This is a genomic window from Actinotalea fermentans (assembly GCF_007991475.1).
GTDB lineage: Bacteria > Actinomycetota > Actinomycetes > Actinomycetales > Cellulomonadaceae > Actinotalea > Actinotalea fermentans.
In genome coordinates, this window is the sequence record NZ_BJYK01000004.1 from 162699 (window position 1) to 183073 (window position 20375).

The following is a 20375-nucleotide window of genomic DNA, read 5'->3' on the forward strand; positions in this document are numbered from 1 at the left end:
CCGCGAGGGGTCGAGGGTCGCCGCCCACCGGAAACATGTCCGTGATCAGCGGCGAACACGCCGTTCACGCCGTCAGGGGACCGTGGAGGGGCCTCGCCGAAGGGACCCCCACCATGACCCTCGACATCGATCCGAACCCGGCTGGTCCGGCCGCCCTCGACCGCTCGCCCGCCGCCCGCGAGAACACCCGCGTCACCGCGCTGCTCGAGATGATGTCCCATGCGATCGAGCAACGCTCGGCGCAAGGCATCGCCGTCGGGGTGAGTGCGCTGATCCGCGACGGCGTCCTGCCGCCCGGCACGCGGCTGCCGACCGTGCGGCACACCGCGGCCGCGCTGCACGTGAGCGCGACGACGGTGACCGACGCGTGGCGCCGGCTCGCCCGCGAGGGGCTCGTCCGGTCGGCCCGGCGCAGCGGGACGATCGTGCTCCGCCCGCGGGCGGTGGCCATGCAGGACCGCTCGCGCGACGCCTCGTGGGCCGTCGGCCTGCGCCGCTACGACTTCAGCAACGGCACACCGGACCACGAGCTCCTGCCGAGCATCCAGGCGGCGATGCGGTCGGTCGCGGAGACCGCGGGGGTGACCAGCTACAGCGAGCCGCACACGATGCCCGAGCTCGCCGACCTCGTGCGCGCACGATGGCGGACGGCGCTCGCGCCGGAGGAGATCATCGTCACGAACGGCGCCTTCGACGCCATCGACCGGCTGCTGCGCGACCGGGTGCACCTCGGCGACCGCGTCCTGGTCGAGGACCCGACGCAGCCGACCCTCATCGACACGATCGAGAGCTTCGGCGGCATCCCCGTCCCGGTGCACATGGACCACGAGGGCATGGTCCCCGAGGCCCTGCGAGCACGGCTCGCGCTCCGACCGGTCGCGCTCGTGCTGCAACCCAGGGCCCAGAACCCGACGGGGATCTCGACGACGCCCGCCCGCGCCGGCGAGCTCGGCCGCGTCCTCGCCGGCTCGTCGGTGCTGGTCATCGAGGACGACCACACCTCGGACGTCGCGACCGCCCCGCTCGTCAGCGTCGCGCCATGGCACCCCGACCTGACCGTCCACGTCGAGAGCTTCTCCAAGGCCTACGGACCCGACCTGCGGCTGGCCGCCGTCGGCGGCCCACGCGACGTGCTCGACTCCATCCAGCGCCGCCGGAGCATGGGACCCGGCTGGTCGGCGCGGATCCTCCAGCAGCTGCTGGTCTTCATGCTCTCCGACCCGGCGACGCAGGAGACCGTGACCCGGGCCCGGACGGTCTACCAGCAGCGCCGTCGCGCCCTCATGGAGGCGCTCGGCGCGATCGGCCTCCCGTCGACGGGCACCGACGGCCTCAACCTCTGGGTCGAGGTGCCGTCGGAGCGCGAGGCCCTGCGGCGCGCGGCCGCGGCGGACATCTCGATCAACCCGGGGACGCCGTTCACGCTCGAGGCCGACGGTCGCCAGTTCATCCGCATCACGATCGCGCGGATCGACGACCCGCAGCGGCTCGCCGAGGTCCTGACGGGACTGGGTGCACCGACCTCCCCCGCCTGAGGCGCCGCTACAACGCGCGGAGCGCGGGCAGGACGTCGTTGCCGAAGGACTCGAGGAACGCCGCCTGGTCGTGACCCGGGGCGTGGAAGACCAGGTGGTCGAAGCCCAGGTCCCGGTAGAACCGCACCTGCTCGACGACCTCCTCCGCCGTCGTGGCGACGATCCACCGCTGCGCGACCTCCTCGATCGGCAGGCGGTCGGCCAGGCGCGCCATCTCCGTGGGGTCGTCGACGCCGTGCTTCTGCTCGGCGGTCAGGGACAGCGGGGCCCAGAAGCGGCAGGCCTCCAGCGCCGTCGCGCGGTCGGCGGCGTAGGACAGCTTGATCTCGATCATCTTGTCGATGCCGGACGGGTCCCGCCCCGCGGCGGCTGCGCCCTCGGCCACCGCGGGCATGAGCTTGTCCCGGTACAGCTCGACGCCCTTGCCGGAGGTGCAGATGAACCCGTCCCCGACCCGTCCCGCGTACCGGGCCACGACCGGCCCGCCGGCCGCGACGTACACGGGAAGGCCGCTGGAGGGCCGGTCGTAGACGGTTGCGTCGGACGTCGCGTAGAAGGCCCCGTCGAACGAGACGCGGTCCCCGGCCCAGAGCGCGCGCATGAGCTCGACCGACTCGCGCAGGCGCGCGAACCGCTCCTTGAACTCGGGCCACTCCAGGGCCGGGTCGACGGCACGCTCGTTGAGGGCCTCCCCCGATCCGACGCCCAGCGCCACGCGTCCGGGAAACAGGACGCCGAGGGTGCCGAACGCCTGGGCCAGGACCGCCGGGTTGTACCGGAACGTCGGCGTGAGCACGCTCGTCCCGAGGAGCACCCGGGACGTACGCTCGCCGGCCGCGGCGAGGACCGCCAGCGCGAACGGCGCGTGCCCGCCCTCGTGCCGCCACGGCTGGAAGTGGTCCGAGACCCACACGCTGTCGAGCCCGGCCTGCTCCGCCAGCACCGCCAGGTCCACGAGCTCTCGCGGCCCGAACTGCTCCGCCGACGCCTTGTAGCCGATGCGCATGACCCTCAGCTCCCGACGGAACGCTTGAGGAACGCGCCACCCGAGCGGGTGCCGCAGAACTGCCCGTCGTCGACGATCTTCTTCCCCCGCAGGAACGTCGTGACGACGCTGCCGGGCAGCGTCTGACCCTCGTAGGCCGAGTAGTCGACGTTCATGTGGTGGGTCTGGGCCGAGATGGTGCGGGGCCGGTTCGGGTCGAAGACGACGACGTCGGCGTCGGCCCCCGCCGCGAGCAGCCCCTTGCGCGGGTGCAGCCCGAAGGTCTTGGCGACCTGGGTCGAGCACACCTCGACCCAGCGGTTGAGCGTCAGGTGGCCCTGGACCACGCCCTCGTAGATCTGCTCGACGCGGTGCTCCACCCCCGGCACCCCGTTCGGGATCGCCCGGAAGTCGGCCAGGCCCAGCTCCTTCTGGTGCATGCAGAAGGGGCAGTGGTCGGTCGCGACGGTCGCCAGGCCACCGGTGGCGAGCCCGCGCCAGAGCGCGTGGTGGTTGTGCGCCTCGTGCCGCACCGGCGGCGAGCACACGAACTGGCTGCCGACGAAGTCCGGCTTCCGCAGGTCCTCGAGCCCGAGGAAGAGGTACTGGGGACAGGTCTCGGCGGAGATCCGCACCCCGCGCCGGCGTGCGCGCTCGACCTCCTCCAGGGCGGGCGCGGACGACAGGTGGACGATGTAGACGGGCGCGCCGGCGACCTCCGCGAGCCGTGCCACGCGGTGGACGGCCTCCGCCTCGAGGGCCTCGGGCCGGGTGAGCGAGTGCCACACGGGGGCGGTGTCGCCGCGCAGCGCCGCCTCGTCGCGCAGGACGTCGATCACGAGGCCGTTCTCCGCGTGCATCATCACGAGGGCGCCGATCTCGCCGGCGTGCCGCATCACCCGGAAGATCGTGTCGTCCGTGGAGTACCACTGGCCCGGGTAGGCGGTGAACATCTTGAAGCTCGTGACCCCCTGGTCGACGAGCATGCTCATCTCCGCGAAGGTGGTCGCGTCCACGTCGCGGGTCATCACGTGGAAGCCGTAGTCGACGGCGCAGCTCCCGTTCGCCTTGTCGTGGTACCGCTCGACCGCACCCAACACGCTGCCGCCCACGAGCGGGGCCGCGAAGTCGAGGATCGTCGTCGTCCCGCCGTGCGCGGCGGCGATGGTCCCCGTCTCGAAGGTGTCCGACGACGTCGTGGGGTCCTGGCCCGCCTCCATGTGCGTGTGGGCGTCGATCCCGCCGGGGATGACGTACTTCCCTGTCGCGTCGACGACCTCGGCGTCCTCGCAGAAGCGCCGCACCAGGTCGGAGTCCTCGTGCGCGACGGCGACGATCGTCTCGCCGTCGATCAGCACCGCCGCCCGCAGCGAGTCGGAGGCGTTGACGACGAGGCCACCGGTGATGGCGGTGCGCGTCACGGCTGCACCGCCGCCTCCGCCGCTGCCGTCTCCGCTGCTGCCGTCTCCGCGTCGAACTCGGCGAACGCGTTCCGCGCCACCTCGACGGACGACAGCGCCGTCGGGAAGCCCGCGTACGCGATCAGCTGACGGAAGATCTCGAGGATCTCCCGCTTGGTGAAGCCCTGCTGGAGCGCGCTCTTCACGTGGCCGTGCAGCTGCACCATCCGGTTCTGGTTGGCCAGCGTCGTGATGACGATGATCCGACGGGTCCGCTTGTCGAGGCCGTCGCCCGCCCAGATGTCACCGAAGCAGTGCTCCCCGAGCAGCCGGTCCAGCTCCGGGCCGACGTCGGGGTCGACATCGCGCCAGAAGGCGAGGCCGTCCGGGTCGTTGTTCATCGACGCGAGGACCTCTCGCCCACGCAGGTAGCGCTCGCCGGTCTCGTAGCTGGCAGTCATCGCAAGGCCTCCAGTGCTGCGGGGTAGGTGTGCCGGGTGTGCGGAGGGGGCGGCGCGCCGGCCGCGGACGTGATGCGGTCGGCGACCTCGAGGCCCTTGTCCAGCGCGGCGAGGGCGTCGTCGATCGTCGTGGGGGTGACGCAGAGCGGGGGGCACGCCATGAGCCACGGGCCGCGCAGCGCCGCGAGCAGGCCGTTGTTCACCATGGTCCTGGTGACCTCGCGGACGATCGGGTCCTGCGGGCCGGTGAGCGGGAACAGCTCCACCTTCGTCTCGCGGTCGTGGACCAGCTCGATGGCGTTGAAGAGGCCCGCGCCCCTGACGTCCCCGACGCACGGGTGGCGCGCGGCGAGCTCGCGCAGCCCGGCGCGCAGGTAGTCGCCCATCACCGCGGAGTTCTCGATGAGGCCGTCGCTCTCGTAGATCTCGAGCGTCGCCTTCGCGGCGGCGAGCCCCACCGGGTGGGACTGGTACGTCAGCCCGGAACCGAGGGGGACCCCCTGGACCGCTGCGGCGATCGGTCCGCTGAACATCGCCGCGCCGAGCGGCACGTAGCTGCTGGTCAGGCCCTTGGCGAGCGTCATGATGTCCGGACTGACCTGCTCGTGGTCGACGGCGAACCACGCGCCCGTGCGGCCGACGCCGCTCATCACCTCGTCGCAGATGAGCAGGATCCCGTACCTGGTGCACAGCTCCCGCAGGCCGGTCAGCCAGCCGCGCGGGGGGACGATCAGGCCGTTCGAGCCCGTGATCGGCTCCACCATCACCGCCGCGATCGTGTGCGGGCCCTCGAGCTGGATGATCTCCTCGGTCTCGGCCAGCACGTGCTCGCAGAACTCCTGCTCGGACTGGCCGTCCACGAGGCGGCGGTAGTAGTACGGGTCGGGGATCCGCGCGATGTCCCCGACCCCGCCCTCCACCGCGTACCGGCGCGGGTCCCCCGCGAGCGGGAGCACCCCCATCGTCGCGCCGTGGTACGAGCGCCGTCGGACGAGGATCTTCCGGCGACCGGTGACCAGTCGCGCCGTCCGGATCGCCGCCTCGTTCGCGTCCGCCCCGGCAAGCGTGAAGAACGCCTTCTCCAGCCCGTCCGGGGTGAGCGCGTTGAGCTTCTCCCCGACCTCCGCGCGGACCTCGGTGGCCCAGTACGGCGAGGCGAACTCGATCTTCCTGAGCTGGGCGGCGATCGCGTCCGCGACCCGGGGGTCGCCGTGGCCGATGTTCACCGAGACGGACACCGAGTTGAAGTCGATGTACCGGGTCCCGTCCGCGCCGAAGACGTGGGCGCCCTCACCCCGCTCGACGACGAAGGGGTCGACGTCCTGCGTACCCCACTCGAACAGGGTGTACCTCTTGGTCCGCTCGGCGATCGAGGCGATCTGCTCGGCGGTCATGGTCGTGCTCACGGCTCTCCTCGGGGACGGTGCTGCTCGGACGGCGTCGCTGCTCGGACGGCGTCGCGCCGGGGTCAGGGGGCGACGAGCGCGTCGTACGTGTCCGGACGGCGGTCGCGCCAGAACGTGTTCGGCATGACCGACCGGTCGGGTTCCGTGAGGTCCAGGTCGGCCAGGAGGATCTCCTCCTCGCTGCCGGCCTGCGCGATGATCGTGCCGTTGGGGTCCGCGACGTAGGACAGCCCGTAGAAGTCGTTCGGGCCGACGTCCTCCAGGCCCACGCGGTTGTTCGTCGCCACGTAGTAGCCGTTGGCCTTGGCGTGCGCGCGCTGCTCCAGGAGCCACCACTCGCGCGACTCGCCGGCGGTGGCCGACGGGATGAAGACGATCTGGGCACCGGCGATCCCCAGCGCCCGGGCGCCCTCCGGGAAGTGGCGGTCGTAGCAGATGTAGACGCCGATCCGGCCGACCGCCGTGTCGAACACCGGGTACCCGAGGTTGCCGGGCTTGAAGTAGTACTTCTCGTAGAAGAAGTTCCCGTGCGGGATGTGGTTCTTCCGGTACATGCCGAGGTACGTCCCGTCGGCGTCGATGACGACGGCGGTGTTGTAGTAGAAGTTGTCGGCCTTCTCGTACAGCGGCACGACCAGCACGACGCCGAGGCGCCGCGCGGTCTCCATCATCAGCTGCGTCGTCGGGCCGTCGGGGACGGACTCGGCCAGGTCGAACCACTCCGGGTCCTCCACCTGGCAGAAGTAGGGCCCCGTGGAGAGCTCCTGCAGGCAGACGACCTGCGCGCCCTGCTCGACCGCCTTCTCGATCAGGGCGACGTTGTGCTTGTTCTGGGCCTCCATCGGGCTGAGCCCGACGGTCTGGATGAGTGCTGCGCGTACGACGGTCACGATGGCCTTCCTCGGTTGTGCGTGCGTGGGGTCCCGGTCCGGTCGCGCGAGGGACTGCGCGACCGGACCGCGACTGGGGCGTGGTGGGGCGGGCGCCCGCCCGCCTAGTCCTGGAAGTACGTGTACGGGTCGATCACCATGGGCTCGAAGTCGGCGCCGATCAGGTCGGCACCCTCGGCCTCGAGCTCGGCGGCGACCTTGTCGCGGAACGACATGTCGACCACGTCCTCGCGCACCGGCTTCCCTGCGATGACCTCGAACTGCACGAGCAGGTCCTCGTTGCGGTCCCACTCCTCCTCGGGCACCGTGAACAGGCCCGCGCTCGACGGCCAGATGAGCTTGTTGATCTCGTTCATCTGCCACGTCTGGAACTTCTCGGGCAGGGCCGGTCCGAGCTCGAGGGTGGTGTCGACGCCCAGCTGCGGGTCGTCCCGGACGTCGAGCCAGCCCCGCATCGAGGCCCGCAGGAAGCCCTCGACGAGCTCGGGGTTCTCCTCCAGCCAGGCGCCGTCGACGACGAGGTTCTGCTCCATGACGGCGGTGCCGAGCTCGTTGTAGTCGATGAGCGCGAGCTCTCGGCCGCCGCAGCCGGCGATCGCCTGGGCCCACTCGTTGTAGACCATGGCGTCGGCGAGGTCGACGCCCTCCTGGCAGAAGTTGGTCATGTCGAACGACTGGTTGGAGATCTCGATGTCCGCCAGGTCGACGTCGTACTTCGAGGCCGTCGCGGCGAAGGTCGCCTGCCAGCCGCCCCACAGGCTCACCTTGGTGCCCGCCCAGTTGGCGGGGTCGGCGAGCTCGGGTCGGTCGGCGAAGTAGACGAGACGTCCGGCGCCGCGCTCGAACGCCGGCGCGATCGTCACGAGGTCGGCTCCCGCCTCGACCGCGGCCAGCTGCTGGCCGTACCCGCCCAGGGCGATGTCGGTCTGTCCGGCGGCGAGGAGCTGGAACGGGCTGACGTCCGGCCCGCCGGGCCGGATCTCGATGTCGATGCCCTCCTCCTCGTAGTACCCCTTCTTGTCGGCGACGTAGAAGCCGGCGTACTCGGCCTGGGTCACCCAGCTCAGCGTGAGGCTGAGGGGCGTCAGGCCCTCGGCGGTGTCGGCGGGCTCCTCGGCCTCGGCCGACGAGCAGGCCGTGAGCGCGGTGGCCGCGATGGCGAGGACCGCGGTGGTGGCGAGCGGTCGGCGCAGTGACGTGTTCATCGTGTGCTCCTCGGGGGTCAGGGGTTGGGGTCCGGGTCGAGGGATGCGGGGCAGGAGGGATGCGGGGGCAGGGGATGCGGGCAGGGGGAAGGGAAGGGCGGGTTCAGGTGGTGGCCGGGACGCCGGAGCGGGCGGCGAGCGTGCGCTCGAGCAGGGCGCCGAGCACGAACGCGAGGACCCCGAGGAGGCAGGCGAAGACGATGGCCGCCCAGAGGTCGATGGTGTGGAGCTGCTGGGCCATCAGCCGGATGTGCGCGCCCAGGGTCGAGGTCGAGCCGCCGAAGTACTCCCCGACGATGGCCGTGATGACGCTCAGCGGCAGGGCCGTACGGATGCCGGTGAGCAGGTGCGGCGTGGCCAGCGGCACGCGGACCTTCCAGAACGTCTGGGACCGGTCGGCGCCGACGACGTGCATGAGCTCGTCGAGGTCGGACTTCTGCGTGAGGCCCTCGAGGACGTAGCTGAAGACCAGCGGGGCGAGCGCGATCGCGATGATCGTCTGGACGGCGAGCGACGTCGTGCCGAGGAAGACCGTGACGATCGGGTAGAGCACCACGGTCGGCATCGCGCGCCCGGCGCCGGCGATCGACGCCGAGAGCTGCGCCGCCGTCCGGCTGCGGTGCACGAGCACGGCCGCGAACGTGGCGACCGCCGTCGCCGCCAGGAGCCCGAGGATGGCCTCCTTGCCGGTGAGCCAGAAGAAGCCGCCCAGCTGGGACCGGTTGGTCCACGCCTGCGCCGCGATGCCCGACGGGGCCGGCAGGAAGAGCGGCTTCACGGCGAAGGCCTTGACCGCGAGCTCCCAGAGGGCGAACGCGACAGCCAGCGCGACGGCGGGGCTGCCCACGGAGACCAGGCGCTCCTTGACGGTGGCCGGCACGTCAGTGCCCTCCGGCCGTCGCGAGCAGCGCGCGGATCCGGGACTCCGCCGCGTGGAACGCCGGGTCCGTCCGCGCACCCGGGTCCCGCGGGTACGGCAGGTCGACGTCGACGACGTCGACGATCCGTCCGGGACGCGCGCCCATCACCACGACGCGGCTCGAGAGGAACACCGCCTCGGGGATCGAGTGGGTGATGAAGAGCACGGTCGGGCGGAGCCGTCCCCAGATGGACAGGAGCTCCTGGTTGAGCCGCTCGCGTGTGATCTCGTCGAGCGCGCCGAACGGCTCGTCCATGAGGAGGACGTCCGGCTCCGTCGAGAGCGCGCGGGCGATGGCGACGCGCTGCTGCATGCCGCCCGACAGCTGCCGTGGCAGGTGCTTCTCGTACCCCGCGAGCCCGACGAGCTCGAGCAGCTCGCGCGACGTGGCGTCGCGGGCGACCTTGCCGCGCCCCTCGACCTCGAGCGGGAGGCCGACGTTGCGCAGGACGCTCCGCCAAGGCATCAGGTTCGCCTGCTGGAACACGACGCCGAGCCGGCGGTCGGCCCGCGCCAGCTGCGGCGAGATGCCGTCGACCACCGCGGTGCCGCTCGTGACCGGGATGAGGTCGGCGAAGATCCTCAGCAGCGTCGACTTGCCGCAGCCCGAGGGCCCGATGACGGAGACGAACTCGCCCTTGGGGATCTCGAGGTTGATGGTGTCGAGGACGAGGTTCTCCTTGCCCTTGACGGAGAACGTCTTGACGACGTCGCGGGCGGCGAGCCCGACGAGTCGGGTCTGCCTCTCGGTCGCCTCGGTGGTGTCGGTGCTCACGTCAGGCCCCCTTCGGGTCGGCCGCTGCGGGAACGAGCGTGCGGATGGCGCGGACGGCGAAGACCACGAAGGCGCCGAGGGCGCACGAGGCGATGGCCGCGAGGTAGAGGGAGGTCGGCTGGATCGTGTAGTACTGCCAGCTGGTCAGGATGACCATGCCGAGCCCCTCGGTGGCCCCGAACGGCAGCTCCGCCACGATCGCGCCGATGACGGCGACGCCGGCCGCCGTCTCCAGCCCGACGAAGATGAGCGGGAGGGCGGAGGGCAGCCGCACCTTGACGAGCGTCTGCCAGCGGCTGGCTGCGCAGACCCGCATCAGCTCGAGGCTCTCGGCGCTGGTCGACGCGATGCCCTTGGCCGTGGCGACCGTGACCGGGAAGAAGGTCAGGAAGGCCGCGATGGCCGCCTTGATCTCCCAGCCCGTGCCGAGGAACAGCACCATGGCCGGGGCGATGGCGACGATCGGGATGGTCTGCATGAGCGCGGTGATCGGGAGCAGCGCGGCGCCGACCACCCGGTTGCTGGCGATCCACACCCCGAGCGCGACCCCGAGCAGCGAGCCGGCGAGGAAGCCGGCGACGGCGTTGCGCAGCGTCACGACCCAGTTCTCGGCGATGTACGTCAGCCACGTCCCGTCGGGGCCGGCGGGCTCGCCGAGCTGGGCGAAGACCGCCCACGAGTGGGGCATGAGGCTGTCGTCCGTGCCGGTCACGAGCTTCGCCAGCTCCCAGAGCAGGCAGAGCCCGACGACGAACGCGACGCCCATCACGGCCGCGACGCCCCAGCGCGCGGCGACGCGTCGGACCCGCACCCAACCCGAGCCCCACGCCGGTGACGCGACCGCCGGGCGCGCACCCACCACCTGAGCTGCTGTCATGTCCGCGTCCCTCCTCGTCGTCCGCCGTCAGACGCCGGCGGTGGCGGAGTGCTTCCCGATGCGGCGGATCGTGTCGAGGCCGCCGAGCCCGGGGCTCTGGGGCGTCAGCACGGCCTCGGTGACGCCCGCCTCGACGAACTCGTCGATCTTGTCGACGGCGTCGGAGGTGCTGCCGCACGCGCAGACGGACTGCACGAACTCGTTCGAGAGCAGCGACATCGCGTCCTTGATCTGCGCCGACGTCGCGGGCCAGCCGACCTTGGCCTTGACCGCCGCGATGAGCTCGGGGTCGGCGCCGGAGAACTCGGTGATGTGCGACTGCTGGGCGACGTACTGCGTGAGGAAGTACTTGCACTCGTCGATGGCCTTCTGCGGGTCGTCGTCGTCGACCGAGCAGGCGATGAGCTGCGGGACGCCGAAGCCCTCGAGCGAGCGGCCGGACTTCGCGGCGCCCTTGCGGATCGCCTCCCACGCCTCGACCGTGTACGACGGCGGCAGCAGGAAGTCCAGCAGGACGCCGTCGGCGATCTCACCGGACAGCGCGACCATGCCGAAGCGGACGGCGCCGATGTAGATCGGGACGTCGTACGTCCGGCCGAAGTCGTCGTGCGGGCTGTCGAACCGGATGTCCGTCACGTCCACGAACTCACCGTGGAAGGTGACGGTGCGGCCGGCGAGCAGCTCCTTGGAGACCGTGATGACCTCACGCATCGCCGTGAGCGGCTTGGTGTTCGGCAGGCCCAGGCGCGTGGCGAGCGGCTCCCACCAGGGGCCGAGGCCCATGATCGACCGGCCGGGCGCGAACTCGTCGAACGTCTTGAACGTCCCGGCCAGGATGCCGACGTTGCGCGTCCGGTAGGGGAGGATCCCGCTGCCGACCTTGATCGTGCTCGTCTCCCGCAGCACGGCGGTCATGTGCGGGATGACGCTCCCGGTGAGGCGTCCCTCGCCCAGCCACACCGTCCCGAAGCCGAGAGCCTCGGCCTCCTTCGACAGTGCGACGTGCTCGTCGATCGGCTTCCCGCCCATCATCAGACCGAACTGCGCCATCCGACCTTCTCCGATCCGTGGTTCGTGGTGGCGGCGCCGTTGCCGTGGTCTTTCGCGATGACCGGGACGCTACGGAGCCGATGTCGCGGCGACGTGGCACCGCGATGTCCGAGGCGTCACCGTCAGATACCGCTCAATGGCGGGACGCGGGCCGTCAGGGCTTGAAGGCCGGATCCGCGAGCATGTCCATCAGCTCGGGCACGGTGACGCCGATGTCCTCCGCCCAGACGTCCGGCTTCTCGTGGGCGAAGCGCTCGAGGATCTCGTAGCAGGCGAGGTCGTCGTGGACCGTGACCTCCATGCCGATCGACCGGAGGAACTCCGACGGCAGCTTGCCGGACCCCAGGTAGTTGGTGTTCCGGCGGCTGTGGATCTCCTCGCCGATGACGAGCCGCGGCACGCCGAACAGCAGGGTGGTGCCGGCGCACATCGTGCACGGCGAGTGGGTCGTGTACAGCGTCGACTCCCGGTACACCTCGGCCGGCTGGCGACCCGCGTTCTCGAACGCCGTCATCTCGCCGTGCAGGATCGGGTTGCTGCGCTGGAACCGGGAGTTGTGGCCCCGGCCGATGATCTCGCCGCGGTACACGATCACCGCGCCGATCGGGATGCCCCCCGACCGGTAGCCCTCGAGGGCGACGTCGTAGGCGGCGCGCATGAACGGGTCGTCGACGGTGCAGACGGGCAGGTCGTCGGTCACGGGTGGCTCCTTGGCGGGTCGTGGGGTCCGGCGGCCCGGCGCGGTGCGCGCCGGCCGCTCATGGATGCCGACCGTAGGGAGCGGGTGTTGCGCCCCTCGTCGGGCGGGGTGTCACCCGTGTCACGAAGAAATACCGCGCAACCAGGGCGGTCGCGGACGCCCTTCTCGCGGCTAGCGTCCCGACCCGATGACCACCTCCCCGAGCCGACCCGACACCCGCGTGCACGTCGGGCTCGCCACCGCTGCCCTCGCCCTCGGCACGTTCGTGATCGGCATGACCGAGTTCGTGACGATGGGCCTGCTGCCCGAGATCGGCCACGCCGTGGGGACCGATCCGGCCGAGACCGGCCGCGTCATCGCGACGTACGCCGTCGGCGTCGTGATCGGCACCCCTGTGATCGTCGGGCTCGTCACGCACCTGCCCCGGCGGACGCTGGCGGTGGCCCTCGTCCTCGCCCTCGGCCTCGGCAACCTGCTCACAGCACTGGCGGTCAGCATCGAGTCCCTGCACGCGGTGCGGTTCCTCGCGGGTATCCCGCACGCGGCGTACTTCGGGACGGCGCAGGTGCTCGCGGCGTCGCTGGTCCCGGCGCACCGTCAGGGGCGGGCCGTCGGCTACGTCGCCCTCGGGCTCAACCTCTCGACGCTGACCGGCGTCCCGCTCGGCACGTGGCTCGGCCAGGTGGCCGGGTGGCGCTGGGCGTTCGTGCTGATCGCCGCGCTGGCCGTCCTGGCCGCCGCGCTCATCGTGCGGTTCGTCCCGCGGGCACCCGGGGACCGGTCCCTCGACATGCGCGCCGAGCTGTCGGGCCTGCGGCAGTCGCAGGTGGTCTTCGGCGCCGTCGGCGTCCTGGTGACGGCGAGCGGCGTCTTCGCGACCTACGTCTACGTCGCCCCGCTGGTCACCGACGCGGCGGGCGCGCCGCAGGCCCTCGTCCCCTGGGCGATGCTCGCGTGGGGTGTGGGCGGGTCGATCGGTGGGGTGCTGGGCGGCCGCGTCGTCGACGCGGGGCCGCTGCGCGCCGTCGTCGTGAGCAGCGCGCTGACGGTGCTGACTCTCGTCGGGCTGTGGCTCACGGCGTCGTCCGTCGTCGCCCTGGTCGTCTGCCTGTTCCTGATCGGCCTGCTCGGGCCACCCGCAGCGATCGGGTTCACCCTGCGCATCATGCGGTACGCGGGGCGTGCGCAGCTGTTGGGCGCCGCGCTGACGAGCCTGGCCTTCAACGCGTCCAACGGCGTGGGTGCGCTGGTCGGCTCGTTCGCCATCCTGCGCGGCTGGGGCTACGCGTCCACGGGCCTGGTCGGTGCCGTCGTCACGGTGACCGGGCTCGCGGCGTTCTGCCTCGGCCTGCGGTTCAGCCCGCCGGAGCCCGCGGATCCACTCCACCCCATCCTCGAGAGGACCTGACCATGCACGACATCTTCGTGATCTACCGGCGCCCGGCAGACCCGGACGCCTTCGACGCCTACTACCGCGACGTCCACGTCCCCCTGGTCCACGCGATCCCTGAGCTCGTCGAGTTCGTCTGGAGCAAGGTCGACAGCACTGACCCCGAGGCGCCGTACGTGATCGCCCGGCTGACCTACCCCGACGCCGAGACGGCCGATCGCGCCACGGCGTCGCCGCAGGGGCAGGCCTCGCGCGCGGACGTGGCCAACTTCGGCCAGGCCGGGAGCGTGACGTGGAGGGCCGACAGGCAGTAGGGCGCGGGCGATGCGCCTCCGCGCGGTGTACCGTCTGCCGCATGCGCAGGCGACAGCTGACGACCACGCCGGATCACTCCGGCGCCCTCGCGTTGTCCTGACACCGCGCAGTCCACAGGCCCCGGAGCGATCCGGGGCCTTCGTCGTTCTCACGACCGGTTCCGGCACGCTCCCGGGGCATCTTCTCCTCGCTGCCGCACACCTGCAGGTAGCGACGGAGTGGCGAGGGGAGGTGGTGCGCGTGATGTCGATGCACAAGCTGACGGCCGGGGAGGGGTACGCCTACCTGTCCCGGCACGTCGCCGCGGGCGACGCCGGGCTCGAGCCGGGTGCGTCGCTGACCGCCTACTACGAGCACACGGGCAACCCGGCCGGCCGCTGGTTCGGCGAGGGGCTCGCCGGGTTCGGCGACACGAGGCGGCGTCTCCGCCCGGGTGACGTCGTCACTGAGGCGGCGATGACGGCCGTGTTCCGCGACGGCGTCGACCCACTGACCGATGACGCACTCGGCCGGCCCTATGGCCGGTTCGATGACGGGAAGCGGCACGCCGTCGTCGGCTACGACCTGACATTCACCGCGCCCAAGTCCGTCTCCGTCCTCTGGGCGCTGGCCGATGACGCAACGCGCGTCATCGTCTATGACGCGCACCGGGCGGCGTTGGCGTCATCGCTGGAGTTCGTCGAGCAGCGCGTCATCCGCACCCGCACCGGTGAGGCAGGGCGTCATCAGGTCCGCACCCGCGGGATGGTCGCTGCGGCGTTCGACCACTGGGACACCCGGGCCGGGGACCCGAACCTGCACACGCACGTCGTCACGTGCTACACGTGCCCTTGGGCGCCCAACTACAACTCCGGCGCACAGGGCCCGTCTCCGAGGTCTGCCAGGCCCGCGAGGCGCCGGCCTCGTGAGCCCGCCGGCACCCGGGGATCGGGGCGTACCCGACGGCGGACGCGGCCCGAGGGCCGGACCCGCGCGTCCGGCGACCAGTCGGGCTCCCCACGGGTATCGAGACGGTAGGGCGGGGCACGAAAGCTCACGATGTCGGCGTCGTCAGTGTCGCGATGATGGCCTCAGCGCGCCGAAGGTCGACGAACGCTTCCTCTGCTGCTTCTCCCTCTTGTGGCTGGAGCCACAGCGCCTTGTCACCGGCCAGCCGGAACACCTGGCCTGCGCCCAGTTCAGTCGGGATGGTAAGGAGCGCACGGTCGGCGGGTCGGAAGAGGTAATGGGTGGCGGCGTTCCCCGGCTCAACCTGGGTGAATGCCAAGTAGTGCTCATTGAGCGCGACGTCCGCCAGCGTCTGCCCTGCTACGGACGTGAACTGCGTAGTCCCATACTCGGTCGTTAGCCACAGCGTTGTCTTCATCGTGCCCGGGCTTGCTGCCAAGCCTTGGTCGTCCGCGTCCGTCTCCGCCGGCTCCTCGCGAGTAACCGCCCAGCCGAGCGCCTGGTCGCACGCCGCGACGTCCTCGAGGAACTCGTCAGCCGCCAGGTCGATCTGGGCCACGACCTCGACCGGGCCCGGCCCCTCCGCGTCTACGGGGACGCGGAGTATGCGCGCCTCGCCGACACCTGGATCGGCGAAGACGAGCGCAGGCACCGGAGAGCAATCGTCGGCCGTCGCCATGAAGCCCCTGCCTGCGACGACAACGGGTGCGCTCGAGCCGTCGAGAGGCGCCGTCACGATCTGGGCTCGGTCCGCTGAGCCGTCCTTTCCGACAGGCACGTCGACCCAGAACGCCCAGTCTCCGACGATCGTTGGGCGGCTGTACCCAGCGACAGTGCGTGACCGACCCTCAGGATCGCGGCTCGTCTCTCCGAGCTTCCTGATCTCACCGGTGTGCCGGTCGGCGGAGTAGATCACGGAGTCCAAGGCCGCGAGCTCGCTCGAGGTGCTGTCCGCCCAGAGCACCCAGTCATCGGTAAGCGCACCGAGCCATGGAGTCACGCTCGGGGCGACAGATCCCGGTTCCCGCAGAATGGTCTCGACGTCACCATCCGCGTCGAAGACTGCGATACCGCTGGCGTACTGAATCTCACCCAGTGGATCCTGCTCGGTCGGCAGGAGGAGGGCGAGGGTCTCGCCATCACTGTCGAGAGCCAGCGCGGCCGGCAGGGACCCTTCTTCACCCCCGACGCGTGCGTCGACCGTGAAGTCACAACCCTCGCGAGCCGGGCCGGGCCGGACCTCTGCCAGGTCGACAAGTGTGGCTTCAGCGATCACGGCGAGCTCGCAGTCGGGCTTCACCTCGTTGGCGCAGGCTGCCGCCCCGGCCATGATCAGGATTCCGGCCAGGGCAGCAGCCGTGCTGCGAGCAGAAGTCACCAGATGATCCCGTGCACCTGCAGGTACTTGTTGGTGAAGTCCGCGGTACCGGTGCTGAACTTCTGGTAACCACCCCAGAGCTGCCACGACGGGTCGGCGATGTAGATCGTGTCGCCGCTCGCTGCGTAGCCGAATCCGGTCACCCAGTGGCCAATGCTCTTCCACAGTGGGTGGTTGTTGTACCGGGCAAGGCTCGTCTGAGACTCGTACGTCTCCAAGGCGAAGGGCCAGCTCTGGTCGATGTCGTAGACGAGGGCACTCTTGACGAGCGTCGCGTTCGGCTTCGCGTTGGCGACGTACCGATAGTTGTCGGCGCCGCCGATCCACCTGTTCAGGCCAGTGCGCATTGCCCCGCTGCCCCAGGTGGTCGCGCCGTTCGCGTCGGTCTTGAGGTACGTGCTCGACGCGAGCGTGGTCTGGCTCAGGCCGTGGTTCTTGTTGTACTTGGAGACGGTCCTACCCTTGTAGGCCAGGATGTTGTACGCCGCTGCGGGGCCGCAGTAGTAGTTGGTCGATTGGGCGACAGAACCGACTGCGAGGACCCGGGAGATTGCGGCCGCCGTCGCGTTGGTTGACGTGCCACCGCCAAGCCGGCTGCTGGCCACCCGGAGTTGCATCGCGTCCGGGTTGAGAGCTGGGTTGCTCGCGGCGGCCTCCTGCACGAGGACGTTGAACTGGGACGGCGCGAGCACGCCCCGGCGAACGTCCATGTACGCCATCGCGATCTGCGCCTTCGCGTTCGCTTCGGACTGCACTTGTGCGGGCAACGGGACCCTGTCTTCGGGACGAGCACCGTCGTCGGTGCGTCCGGTTCCGGCGTCGTCCGTGCCGATGACCCCGTCCTCCGTAGCGAGCGCCGGTGCCGAGAACATCGTGGTTGCCACGATGGCAGCAAGCGCCATCTTGGGCAGGCGAGAGTAATGCATGAAGAAGCCCCCTTGATCAGAGTCATCCACGCTGATGACCGCAGTCAGTGTCTACCGCAGTCAGGCGCCGATTGTGGCCCGCTTTCGCAGGCAATCCGCCGATGGACCGGTGCTCGGTCGCTGACGAAGGCCACACCCAACCCATCAGAGGGACGCGGCGCGGGTGCTCGGGTTGCCGCCCCGGACGGTGTACCACCTGGTCGAGCACGAGCAGATCCCGAGCCGCACTGGCTGCGGCCGGAGCAGCTCGGCCGGCTGGTCATGGCGGTGCCGCTGCTGTGCCAGCCCGTGGTGCTGTTCCTCGGGACCACGGGATGCCGGTTCTCCGAGATGGCCGCGCTGCGGGTCGACGACGTCGTGCAGACCCCGCACGGGCTCGGGGTGCGGGTGCACCGGGCCGCGACGCAGTCGAAGCGGACCAGCGGGGCGGTGTTCGGGCCGGCCAAGACCCACCAGACCCGGACCGTGCCCGTGCCCGCGGCGCTGGACGAGTACGTGCGGACGCGCGTGGCCTTCACCGCGCCTGGCGGGTACTTGTTCCCGAGCCCGGCCGGCGGCGTGTGGACGAACACGAACTTCCGGGCGCGGTCGGGGTGGATGGACGCCACGCGCCGGGCAGGCGTCGAGGGAATGACGATCCACGACCTGCGGCACACGGCGGCGTCGCTGCTCATCGCGGCCGGGGCGGACGTGAAGGCGGTGCAGGTGATCCTCGGACACTCGACCGCGACGATGACGATGGACCTGTACGGGCACCTGTTCAGCGAGGCGACGTGGCAGGCGATGGAACGGCTGCCGGTGATCCCACTGATGCAGACGCCACGGACGATCGAGCCGCCGCCGGCTCCGGTGCAGCCGGTCTGAACAGGGCGGTGCCCGTAGGCCGCCTGCGGTCCGGGCGCCACCTTCACTCCCGCCACGGCGTCTGCCTGGTGGCCGCGCGGCGGCGCCGTGGTACAGTTGTTCGAAGTTGGTTTCTCGGCAACCGAACTGGTGAAGCCCGGTTGACGGCCGGTCCGCAAGGTCCGCGCGAATCGAAGGCCGCCGCTCCGCGAGGGGTGGCGGCCTTCGTGCGCCCGCCTCCGTGCGTCTACCGCGCGGAGCGGTACTCCGCCGCGAGCGGGCACTGGAACGGGTCGCGCGCGGCCAGCCCGACCGCGTTCAGGTAGCGGATGACGATCGCGTACGACCGAGCAAGGCTCGTCTCCGTGTAGTGCACGCGGTGGGCCGCGCAGAACTCGCGGACGATCGGCTGGGCCCGCCGCAGGTTCGGCCGGGGCATGCTCGGGAACAGGTGGTGCTCGATCTGGTAGTTGAGACCACCCATGGCGACGTCGGTGACGCGCCCGCCGCGGATGTTCCGGCTCATCAGCACCTGCCTGCGCAGGAAGTCGATCCTCGCGTCACGCGGCACGATCGGCATGCCCTTGTGGTTCGGGGCGAACACCGCCCCCATGTAGACGCCGAAGATGCCGAGCTGGACGCCCAGGAACGCGAACGCCATCCCCACCGGCAGCACCCAGAACACGAGGGCCAGGTAGCCGCCGAGCCGGAGCGTGATGAAGGCGATCTCCACCGGGCGTCGCTTCACGGGGCCGCGGCCGAAGATCGTCTTGACCCCCGAGACGTGCAGGTTCAGGCCCTCGAGCAGGAGCAGTGGGAAGAACAACCAGCCCTGCCGCTGGGTGAGCCAGCCGCGCACACCGGTTCGGGGCCGCTCCAGCTCTGTCGTGTGGAAGACGATGACGTCCGGGTCGATGTCCGGGTCCGCGCCCACCTGGTTGGGCTTGGCGTGGTGCCGGCTGTGCTTGTGCTGCCACCAGCCGTAGCTCATCCCGGCGTAGAGGTTCGCGATGACGAGGCTGGACCAGTCGTTCCACCGCCCCGAGGCGAAGATCTGCCTGTGCGCGGCGTCGTGCCCGAGGAACATGACCTGCCCCAGGAGCACCGCCAGGACCGCTGCGATCCCGAGCTGCCACCACGTCGGGCCCATGACGACGAACAGCACGGCCAGGCCGACGAGCCCGGCCGTCAGGCCCACGAACCACGACCAGTAGTAGCCGAGGCGTCGCTCGAGCAGCCCCGCCGCGCGCACCGCCTGTGCGAGGTCCGTGTACTCGCTGACCTGTCGGTCCAGAGGTCGCGTCCCGTCGCCGACCGGCGTCGGTGTCGTCGTCGTCCGGGTGTCGCTCATGTCGCCTCCCCGGCCGCAGGCTCGTCGCCGTCAGCGGCAGCGAAGAAGCTGATCTCCGCAGCGTCCCTGGCGATCGCGGCCAACCGTGCGCGCTCGTGGGACAGCCGGGCCTCGGCCGACGCCGTGACGCGGTCCTGCTCGGCCAGGAGGTCCGTCCCGATCTGCTGCAGCATCCGCCCGATGGCGGACGCGAGGCCGTCCTTGAGCAGACGCAGGCTCGTGTTGTGGATGAGCAGGCGCCGGTCGTCGACGGTGAACGCCAGGCCGGGTTCCGTGCCCGTCGCCTCGACGAGCCGGCGTGCCGTCCCGGGATCCTCGATGGCCTCTCGCTCCGCAGCGGTGACCTGGCGCGAGAAGACCACCGGAACGGTGTAGAGCGCCGGTTCGTCCGGGGTGCCGAGCTCGACGGGCAGGCCGGAGGCGAGGATCGACACGAGCCGCAGGGCACGGGAGTCTCCACGGGGCCGGCCGGGCTCGCCTGGGGACGGCACAGGGCTGTCCTGCGCATAGGTCTTCAGGGTCGTCGACATGGGATGGCCGATCTGTGAGGGGGCGGGGACGCCTGGTGGACGTCCGTCGTGCGTGCTTCAGCGCTTGTGGGCGGTGCGCCCCGCCGGGTCGGATGCGCCACCGATCCGACGGCGGAGCTGACCGATGCGCAGGCTGCCGACGATCAGGGTCACGACGGCGAACCCGACGCCCGCGATGAGCAGCGTCGCCGAGAGGGGCGCCGTCCCCCGAAGGCCGAAGAAGGCGACCTCGACCGGGGCGGTGTTCTGGAGCATGAAGACGATGAGCAGGACCAGCACGGCGACGGCGACGGCGATGCCGACCCAGGCCGCTCCTGCGCGCGTCCGCGCGACGGGCTGCCGGCCCACCCTGCTGTCGTTCGGCGCGGGCCGCGCGTCGGGAAGGTCGTGGGTGCTCGGAAGGTGGTCGAACGGGCTGCCGGACGACGTGGGCGATGAGCTTCGGACGGGCATGACGCCCTCCTCAGAAGTGCCGGGTGGCGGGCCGCGGA

At 71.0% G+C, this 20375-nt stretch carries 21 protein-coding genes; 5 read left to right on the forward strand and 16 right to left on the reverse strand.

Annotated elements, in window-relative coordinates:
* Positions 1-113 precede the first annotated feature (113 nt).
* Positions 114-1535, forward strand: coding sequence for an aminotransferase-like domain-containing protein (locus tag AFE02nite_RS08035; RefSeq protein ID WP_052113405.1), 1422 nt, complete (start codon positions 114-116; stop codon positions 1533-1535).
* 7 nt (positions 1536-1542) lie between these two features.
* Here AFE02nite_RS08035 and fgd read toward each other — a convergent pair whose 3' ends face one another.
* From fgd to AFE02nite_RS08090, 11 genes are all read right to left on the reverse strand, one after another.
* The gene (gene fgd / locus AFE02nite_RS08040; protein WP_034243635.1) at positions 1543-2541 is read right to left on the reverse strand and encodes a glucose-6-phosphate dehydrogenase (coenzyme-F420); all 999 of its coding nucleotides are present in this window, start codon (positions 2539-2541) and stop codon (positions 1543-1545) included.
* 5 nt (positions 2542-2546) lie between these two features.
* Positions 2547-3941, reverse strand: a complete 1395-nt coding sequence (gene hydA, locus AFE02nite_RS08045; protein WP_034243637.1) for a dihydropyrimidinase — start codon at positions 3939-3941, stop codon at positions 2547-2549.
* A complete protein-coding gene (locus AFE02nite_RS08050) occupies positions 3938-4381 on the reverse strand; it encodes a carboxymuconolactone decarboxylase family protein (RefSeq protein ID WP_034243638.1) in 444 nt (147 codons plus the stop codon). The genes hydA and AFE02nite_RS08050 overlap by 4 nt, the downstream gene beginning before the upstream one ends.
* Positions 4378-5787, reverse strand: a complete 1410-nt coding sequence (locus AFE02nite_RS08055; RefSeq protein WP_052113406.1) for an aminotransferase class III-fold pyridoxal phosphate-dependent enzyme — start codon at positions 5785-5787, stop codon at positions 4378-4380. Before AFE02nite_RS08055 ends, AFE02nite_RS08050 begins: the two co-directional genes overlap by 4 nt.
* Positions 5788-5849: 62 nt before the next feature.
* Positions 5850-6677, reverse strand: a complete 828-nt coding sequence (locus tag AFE02nite_RS08060) for a nitrilase-related carbon-nitrogen hydrolase (protein ID WP_034243639.1) — start codon at positions 6675-6677, stop codon at positions 5850-5852.
* A 104-nt stretch (positions 6678-6781) separates the two neighbouring features.
* A complete protein-coding gene (locus AFE02nite_RS08065) occupies positions 6782-7882 on the reverse strand; it encodes an ABC transporter substrate-binding protein (protein ID WP_034243640.1) in 1101 nt (366 codons plus the stop codon).
* Positions 7883-7985: 103 nt separating this feature from the next.
* The gene (locus AFE02nite_RS08070) at positions 7986-8762 is read right to left on the reverse strand and encodes an ABC transporter permease (protein ID WP_034243641.1); all 777 of its coding nucleotides are present in this window, start codon (positions 8760-8762) and stop codon (positions 7986-7988) included.
* A 1-nt stretch (position 8763) separates the two neighbouring features.
* The gene (locus AFE02nite_RS08075; RefSeq protein WP_052113407.1) at positions 8764-9576 is read right to left on the reverse strand and encodes an ABC transporter ATP-binding protein; all 813 of its coding nucleotides are present in this window, start codon (positions 9574-9576) and stop codon (positions 8764-8766) included.
* Between the two features lies 1 nt (position 9577).
* A complete protein-coding gene (locus tag AFE02nite_RS08080) occupies positions 9578-10453 on the reverse strand; it encodes an ABC transporter permease (protein WP_146819413.1) in 876 nt (291 codons plus the stop codon).
* Positions 10454-10480: 27 nt separating this feature from the next.
* A complete protein-coding gene (locus AFE02nite_RS08085; RefSeq protein ID WP_034243642.1) occupies positions 10481-11503 on the reverse strand; it encodes an LLM class flavin-dependent oxidoreductase in 1023 nt (340 codons plus the stop codon).
* 154 nt (positions 11504-11657) lie between these two features.
* The gene (locus AFE02nite_RS08090) at positions 11658-12203 is read right to left on the reverse strand and encodes a nucleoside deaminase (RefSeq protein ID WP_261765538.1); all 546 of its coding nucleotides are present in this window, start codon (positions 12201-12203) and stop codon (positions 11658-11660) included.
* A 187-nt stretch (positions 12204-12390) separates the two neighbouring features.
* Between AFE02nite_RS08090 and AFE02nite_RS08095 the strand changes: the two genes are divergently transcribed.
* From AFE02nite_RS08095 to mobF, 3 genes are all read left to right on the forward strand, one after another.
* Positions 12391-13611: an MFS transporter gene (locus AFE02nite_RS08095; RefSeq protein ID WP_052113409.1), complete on the forward strand. Its 1221-nt coding sequence runs from the start codon at positions 12391-12393 to the stop codon at positions 13609-13611.
* Between the two features lie 2 nt (positions 13612-13613).
* Complete coding sequence (locus AFE02nite_RS08100) at positions 13614-13907, forward strand: EthD family reductase (RefSeq protein WP_052113410.1); 294 nt, start codon at positions 13614-13616, stop codon at positions 13905-13907.
* Between the two features lie 244 nt (positions 13908-14151).
* Positions 14152-14925 carry a MobF family relaxase gene (gene mobF / locus AFE02nite_RS08105; RefSeq protein WP_261765556.1) on the forward strand — a complete coding sequence of 258 codons (774 nt, stop codon included), beginning with the start codon at positions 14152-14154 and terminating at the stop codon, positions 14923-14925.
* Positions 14926-14941: 16 nt separating this feature from the next.
* Here mobF and AFE02nite_RS08110 read toward each other — a convergent pair whose 3' ends face one another.
* Positions 14942-16186: a hypothetical protein gene (locus tag AFE02nite_RS08110; RefSeq protein WP_146819414.1), complete on the reverse strand. Its 1245-nt coding sequence runs from the start codon at positions 16184-16186 to the stop codon at positions 14942-14944.
* 44 nt (positions 16187-16230) lie between these two features.
* Positions 16231-17190: a C39 family peptidase gene (locus AFE02nite_RS08115; protein ID WP_146819415.1), complete on the reverse strand. Its 960-nt coding sequence runs from the start codon at positions 17188-17190 to the stop codon at positions 16231-16233.
* 231 nt (positions 17191-17421) lie between these two features.
* On the opposite strand from AFE02nite_RS08115, the gene AFE02nite_RS08125 reads away from it, so the two are divergent.
* Positions 17422-18024 (forward strand): tyrosine-type recombinase/integrase, encoded by a 603-nt coding sequence (locus AFE02nite_RS08125; protein ID WP_407643091.1) that lies wholly within the window; start codon positions 17422-17424, stop codon positions 18022-18024.
* A gap of 226 nt (positions 18025-18250) precedes the next feature.
* On the opposite strand, the gene AFE02nite_RS08130 is transcribed toward AFE02nite_RS08125, so the two are convergent.
* From AFE02nite_RS08130 to AFE02nite_RS08140, 3 genes are all read right to left on the reverse strand, one after another.
* The gene (locus tag AFE02nite_RS08130) at positions 18251-19354 is read right to left on the reverse strand and encodes a fatty acid desaturase family protein (protein WP_052113411.1); all 1104 of its coding nucleotides are present in this window, start codon (positions 19352-19354) and stop codon (positions 18251-18253) included.
* Positions 19351-19788: a hypothetical protein gene (locus AFE02nite_RS08135; protein WP_052113412.1), complete on the reverse strand. Its 438-nt coding sequence runs from the start codon at positions 19786-19788 to the stop codon at positions 19351-19353. Before AFE02nite_RS08135 ends, AFE02nite_RS08130 begins: the two co-directional genes overlap by 4 nt.
* 153 nt (positions 19789-19941) lie before the next feature.
* Positions 19942-20337 carry a LapA family protein gene (locus tag AFE02nite_RS08140; protein WP_146819416.1) on the reverse strand — a complete coding sequence of 132 codons (396 nt, stop codon included), beginning with the start codon at positions 20335-20337 and terminating at the stop codon, positions 19942-19944.
* Positions 20338-20375 lie beyond the last annotated feature (38 nt).